The 5,187-nt window shown below is 68.0% G+C and carries 7 protein-coding genes and 1 pseudogene; 6 read left to right on the forward strand and 2 right to left on the reverse strand.

Going from position 1 to position 5,187, the window contains the following annotated elements:
* Positions 1–476 (reverse strand): annotated as a pseudogene (locus AB0G14_RS34545) (hypothetical protein); the annotation flags it as partial.
* Between the two features lie 652 nt (positions 477–1,128).
* On the opposite strand from AB0G14_RS34545, the gene AB0G14_RS34550 reads away from it, so the two are divergent.
* From AB0G14_RS34550 to AB0G14_RS34575, 6 genes are all read left to right on the forward strand, one after another.
* Positions 1,129–1,467 carry a WhiB family transcriptional regulator gene (locus AB0G14_RS34550; protein ID WP_357704811.1) on the forward strand — a complete coding sequence of 113 codons (339 nt, stop codon included), beginning with the start codon at positions 1,129–1,131 and terminating at the stop codon, positions 1,465–1,467.
* A complete protein-coding gene (locus AB0G14_RS34555; RefSeq protein WP_357704823.1) occupies positions 1,464–2,078 on the forward strand; it encodes a GNAT family N-acetyltransferase in 615 nt (204 codons plus the stop codon). Before AB0G14_RS34550 ends, AB0G14_RS34555 begins: the two co-directional genes overlap by 4 nt.
* On the forward strand, positions 2,072–2,392 hold the full coding sequence (locus AB0G14_RS34560) for a hypothetical protein (RefSeq protein ID WP_357704813.1): 321 nt from the start codon (positions 2,072–2,074) through the stop codon (positions 2,390–2,392). Before AB0G14_RS34555 ends, AB0G14_RS34560 begins: the two co-directional genes overlap by 7 nt.
* 97 nt (positions 2,393–2,489) lie before the next feature.
* Complete coding sequence (locus tag AB0G14_RS34565; RefSeq protein WP_357704815.1) at positions 2,490–3,956, forward strand: cell wall anchor protein; 1,467 nt, start codon at positions 2,490–2,492, stop codon at positions 3,954–3,956.
* A 192-nt stretch (positions 3,957–4,148) separates the two neighbouring features.
* Positions 4,149–4,388 (forward strand): transposase, encoded by a 240-nt coding sequence (locus tag AB0G14_RS34570; RefSeq protein WP_357704817.1) that lies wholly within the window; start codon positions 4,149–4,151, stop codon positions 4,386–4,388.
* Positions 4,360–4,656, forward strand: a complete 297-nt coding sequence (locus AB0G14_RS34575; protein ID WP_357704819.1) for a transposase — start codon at positions 4,360–4,362, stop codon at positions 4,654–4,656. The genes AB0G14_RS34570 and AB0G14_RS34575 overlap by 29 nt, the downstream gene beginning before the upstream one ends.
* Positions 4,657–4,660: 4 nt before the next feature.
* Here AB0G14_RS34575 and AB0G14_RS34580 read toward each other — a convergent pair.
* Positions 4,661–5,187: winged helix-turn-helix domain-containing protein (locus AB0G14_RS34580; protein WP_357704821.1), on the reverse strand; the 527-nt coding region annotated here is incomplete at its 5' end.

A 5,187-nucleotide genomic window follows, 5' to 3' on the forward strand; every position in this document is an offset into this window, starting at 1 on the left:
GTGCCCGGTCCGATTGTGTGGTAGCCCATGAACACCATCACGTAGCGGTTGCTCTTGCCGGCCACGGAGTGTTCGAAGACTCGTGCGTACGAGGTTTCGGTGGTGTTGGGTACCAGTCTGGTCGACATGATCGGGGTCTCGTCGGTGAAGTGGATTCCGTCGGTTGAGCGGGCGACTCGGGTCGTGTAGTTCTCGCCGTGGAAGTACAGGTAGAACTGTTTGGTCGGTGCGTCCCATACCACGTGGGGGGACGACACGTGGCTTACCGTGGTGGTCGGCAGCACCCGGTCGATGATGGGGTTGTTCGGGTATTCGGTGTAGGGGCCTTCGAGTCGGTCGGCGTAGGCGAGGCAGATCCCGCCGGGTGCGTCGTGTGGCGCGTAGTAGAGGTAGTAGCGGCCGAGGTAGCCGCTGATCTTGTCGTAGACTCCGCGTACGCACGGGAAGATGAATTCGCCGGTCGGGTTGTAGCGCAACGGGCTGGCGAAGGCGTCGCGTACGTACCGGTAGTTGGGGAGCCGGCCGGGGCGGCGAGTGCTGGCGTGGGCGTCGCGGCAAGGCCGGCGCCGGTGATCGCGACGCCGGCGGCCGCCGTACCACGCAGCAGCGTGCGTCGGGAGATAGAGCCTTCAGGGGTACGCGTCATCACGTTTCTCCGTTCGTGGGACGGGCCGATGGGGGCAGGGGGAGCGGGCTGGCCGTGACGAGTCAGTGGGTGTCACTCACCTCGCCGAGCGGCCGTACGGTGTGGACGCTCGTCGCGGATGGGTGCGTTGGTTGACGAGTCTGTGCGCGCCATCTCGGCGGCGTCAAGATGCCAATACGAATTAGCATCGCGGGTTCGGCGGACTTCCACCGGTGCCTTGGCGGCAAATTCGAGGTCGCGGCGTGGGACGGGAGGGGCGCGAGGGAGGAAGGTTGTGCCGGTTGCCTCCGGCACAACCCGCCCGTTCCACCCGCCGCCGCAGCCCCTCTGGCAGTACGTCAACGAGGTTCACGACCGTAGCTACGGATGCACCTGACTCCTGGTTCACAACGGGTGCGACATCACCGCCTCCGTCGAACCCGGGGCGCTTCAAGGATCGATTTCAACTGATCGACGGGCTGGTCCTGCCCGTATTGGGGAGTATGACGGCACTACAAATCACGAAGCCCCACCAGTCGTGGTGGGAGCAAGCCGAATGCAGGGGGCTGGACCCGTCATGGTTCGAGTCCCGCCTGATGTGGCACAAAGCCGTGCAACGCTGCATCGTCTGCCCCGTACGCGATCAATGCCTCGATGACGCCATCCACTCTGGTGACGTCGGCGTGGTCCGGGGCGCGTCCTGGTTCACCGGCAGCAGGCGTGGCCGACAGGTCCTGTCGCTGGTCTGTGAGGCGTGCGGCAACCGCCCGGTGGCCTTCACCCGGTCGACGGTCAGCCGCCACTGCCCGACCTGTCGGAGGTACCGGTGCCAGATGCGATGAGGGACGTCCTAGTCGTGTGGACGCCCGAGCAGTTCGCGATCCGGGCGGACGAGGCGATCGATGTGCTTGCCGAGGCGATGGGCTATGGCCCGGCGATGCGGGAAGGCAGCCGCCGGCAGTTGGTCGAACACCTGACGATGCCCGGGTTCCGGGCGGTGGCCGTTCTGGGGCCGCTGGCCGACATCGTCGGGTTCGGCTACGGCTATCGGTGTCGGCCTGGGCAGTGGTGGCGGGACTGGGTGGCCGGTGCGATGCCGGTCGTCGCCGATCGCCGGCGGTGGCTCGACGACGCCTGCACCGTATCCGAGCTTCAGGTCCGCCCGGCCTGCCAGGGCAGAGGGCTGGGTGAGGCAATGCTGCGCGGCATCCTGTCATCGGCCGGGACGCGGACGGTGGTGCTGTCGACGGCGGAGACGACCGAGGCGCGGTCGCGGGCGTGGCGGCTGTATCGGCGGATGGGATTCCGTGACCTGCGCCGCGGGCTGCGCTATCCCGGTGACCCGCGAGCGTTCGCTGTCTTCGGCCGCGATCTGCCGTGGCGGGACGGTTCGGTGGGGGCGCATGGGGGATCGCGGTGCGTGGCCGGCTATGAGGAGGTGACGCAATGCTGAGGTACCGGACCGTGCTGCTCGCCGAAGCTCTGTTCGCGTCGGCGCTACAGCCGTCGCGGCATCCCGATCGTCAGCAGGTGCGCCGGGCAATCGCTGGCGAACTCGTGCGCCGCCGGGTCGCCGGCTGCGTAGCCGAGGTCGCGTACGAGTTCGGTGAGCATCCGGAGGAAGCCGCGGAGCGCATGCGGTGGGCGCTGCGGACGGTTGTCGACTGCGGTGACTGGGGCTACGCGCGGCTGGCGGTGCTCCGCGGCCGTGTACCGCGCAGTCGATCATCGACAGAAACCCTTCGTATCAATTTCGCCAGCGATTGATCCACGCAGGCTCCCCACGACGTGCAGACAGGGACGTGAAGAGTGCGGCGCCGCCGCCGAGGCGCCGGACCCCGAAACCATCCCTTCCATCTGTGGAGTGACTGACGTGAACAGACCCCTCCGAAAGCTGCTCTCCCTGGCGGGCGGCATGCTGCTCGGCATGCTCGCGGCGCTGGTGGCGGCGAGCCCCGCCGCAGCGCATCGCACCGAGGTCAGCGGGACGGCGGTGTGCCAGCCGGACGGCACCTATGAGATCACCTGGCAGGTGAACAACGGCAGATGGGAGAACAGATACGCTCAGATCACCAAGCTCGTCGCGCGGCCGCAGACGCCGATCGATGGGATCAAGGTGGGCAGCGCGATCAGCGCCGACACCGACGGCGACGGTCCGAAAGGCGTGGTGACCGGTACGCAGCGGGTGCCGGGCACGACGACGAGTGCCACCCTGACGGTGTCGGCGACCTGGTTCGAGCGCAACGGCGACCGGACCGGCATCTCCAGCACCGACTCTGGCCGCGCCGTTGGCCTCAAGGGGACGTGCAAGGAGACGCCGCAATGTGTCGGCATGGCACAGGCTACGTACAAGCACACGTTCGACGGCGCGAAGGGCCGTGCGACGGTCGAGCTCGCCCGTGACCTGCCACTGTGCAAGGACCAGAAGCAGGAGTTCCTCCTGGTCTCCTACTTCGCGCCGGGCGCCAAGGCGAGTTGGCCGCAGTACGCGCACGAAAACGACGTCGCGGTGATCGACGCCAGGCACCGTAAGGTTGAGCTGAAGGTCGACGTGCCGAAGTGCTACACCCAAGTTGACCTCGTCTGGGGTGGCAAGAGCGAGCTGATCACGCCGATGGTGGAGAAGGGCAAGCGCTACGGCGACAAGAAGCTGGGCAGCAAGGGCAAGCCCGGCAACCGCTCCGCCGGCCCGCTCGGCGCCTACAACGGCGGTGCCGTGTCCTGCGCACAGCCGAAGGCCACCTTCGCGCCGGCCTGCGACGGGTCGGTTGACGGCCATCTCAGCGGTGGCCGCTATCCGGTGACGTTCCGGGTCACCGCGACCGGTGTGGACCGTACCGTCAAGGTGCCCGCGGGAAAGTCGGTGGAATTGCCGATGCCGGCGGGCGCCGGCCAGATCGTCGTGGCCGAGCAGGGCAAGGAAGTCGCTCGTTATCTCTGGTCGCGGCCCTCGACCTGCGGGCTGCCCACGATGTCCACCGAGTCGACCTGCACGGAACTGAAGGTGACCGTCACCCATCCGGGTCAGGGGATGCCGCCGATGGAGGCGGTCGCGACCTATGGAACGCAGGAGAAAAAGCTCACGGCCTCCGACGGGGGAGAGGAGACGGTCGTCTTCGCCTCCGGACGAGGGCGCGTCGTGAATGTGGTGTTTCCCGGCTACGACTACAAGCTGATCGGTGCGTACGAGGACCCAAGCACCTGCGACAAGCTGCCGACAACAGGTTCGATGACCGCCCGGGTCGGCTCCATCGGAGTCCTGATGATCTCCGTCGGTGCGGCCCTGATCGTCTTCGTGCGTCGCAGAAGGACATCGACGGACGAGCTCTAGTCAGTGCGTGTCCACCACGTCGCCGGGTGGCCGGTAATGGTTGTGGATCATCGCCTTGAGGCGAGCGGCCTGCGCTGATTAGCTCGCGAGGTGGGCCTCCGCCCGGACCAACTGATCCTTGAGTCGCCCGTGGTGGGCGGCGGGCAACGTCGGGACTGGCCGGCACCGGGTAGGTGCCGGCCAGTCCCGACGGTGCGCGATCTCGAAAGCGATCTGGAAGGCGTCCGCCTGGCTCGACGCATCCGCGCTCTCGACGCCGAACTCGCCGCCGTGCACGAAGCAGTCACCACACGGGCACCGCAACTGCTCGACCTGCCCGGCCTCGGCGCCGTCGTCGCCGCGACCGTTCTACTGGCCTGGTCACACCCCGGACGCATCCGCTCCGAGGCCGCGTTCGCCGTCCTTGCCGGCGCATCACCACTACCGGCCTGATCAAGGCAACACCACCCGACACCGACTCGACCGCGGCGGCGACCGACGCCTCAACCGTGCCCTCTACACCGTCGCCCTGGTCCGCATGGGCCATGACCCCCGCACCCGCGCCTACGTCACCCGCCGCACCGTCGATGGACGCACCAAACGCGCGGTCATGCGCAACCTCAAGCGCTACATCTGCCCGCAACTCTTCAAACCCTGGCCGGCACACGCCCAGCCACCAGCACCACTTGGCAGTTATAGAAGGGTCTCTGTGTGCCGGTGAGCGCTCAGGCCCCCAGCCGGTAGCCACGCTTCATCACGGTCTGGATCAGGTCGACGCCGTCCAGCGGGGTGTGGTCGAAGGCTCGCCGCAGCCGCGACACCGCCATCTCGACGGCGTGGTCGTCGACGCTGGCCCAGCTCGGCGCGGCTGCCCGGATCTCGGCCGGGGACAGCACCCGGCCGGGACGGCGGGCCAGCGCCCGTAGCACCGAGATCGGGCCGGGCTGGACCGGAATCACCTGGTGGCCGATCACCATCGCCTGGCTGCGGATCTCCACCCGGTGGCCCTGCACGTCGAGCTGGAGCGACCGTCCCGGGAGTTGGTTCGCCAGGACCTTGACCAGGTCCGGCAGGGCGGGACTGTTCGCCACGTACGCGCTGAGGCCGAACGCCCGCAGTGGCTCCGCCGCCAGGTGACCCAGACAGGCGGGCACGATGTCGGCGGTCAGCGCGTTGAGCACCTCGCCGAGTACGCCGTCGGCCTCGGCCTGGCGCAACAGGTTCTCGGTGGCGGTCGCCCCGGTCAGCGCGA

The organism is Micromonospora sp. NPDC023814 (genome assembly GCF_040639595.1).
In the GTDB taxonomy this organism is placed as follows: domain Bacteria; phylum Actinomycetota; class Actinomycetes; order Mycobacteriales; family Micromonosporaceae; genus Micromonospora.

Bases quoted from the DNA above. Each gene is read 5' to 3' on its own strand.
- AB0G14_RS34560 (WP_357704813.1), top strand. From the start codon at position 2,072: ATGCTGAGGTACCGGACCGTGCTGCTCGCCGAAGCTCTGTTCGCGTCG.
- AB0G14_RS34550 (WP_357704811.1), top strand. From the start codon at position 1,129: ATGACGGCACTACAAATCACGAAGCCCCACCAGTCGTGGTGGGAGCAA.
- AB0G14_RS34555 (WP_357704823.1), top strand. From the start codon at position 1,464: ATGAGGGACGTCCTAGTCGTGTGGACGCCCGAGCAGTTCGCGATCCGG.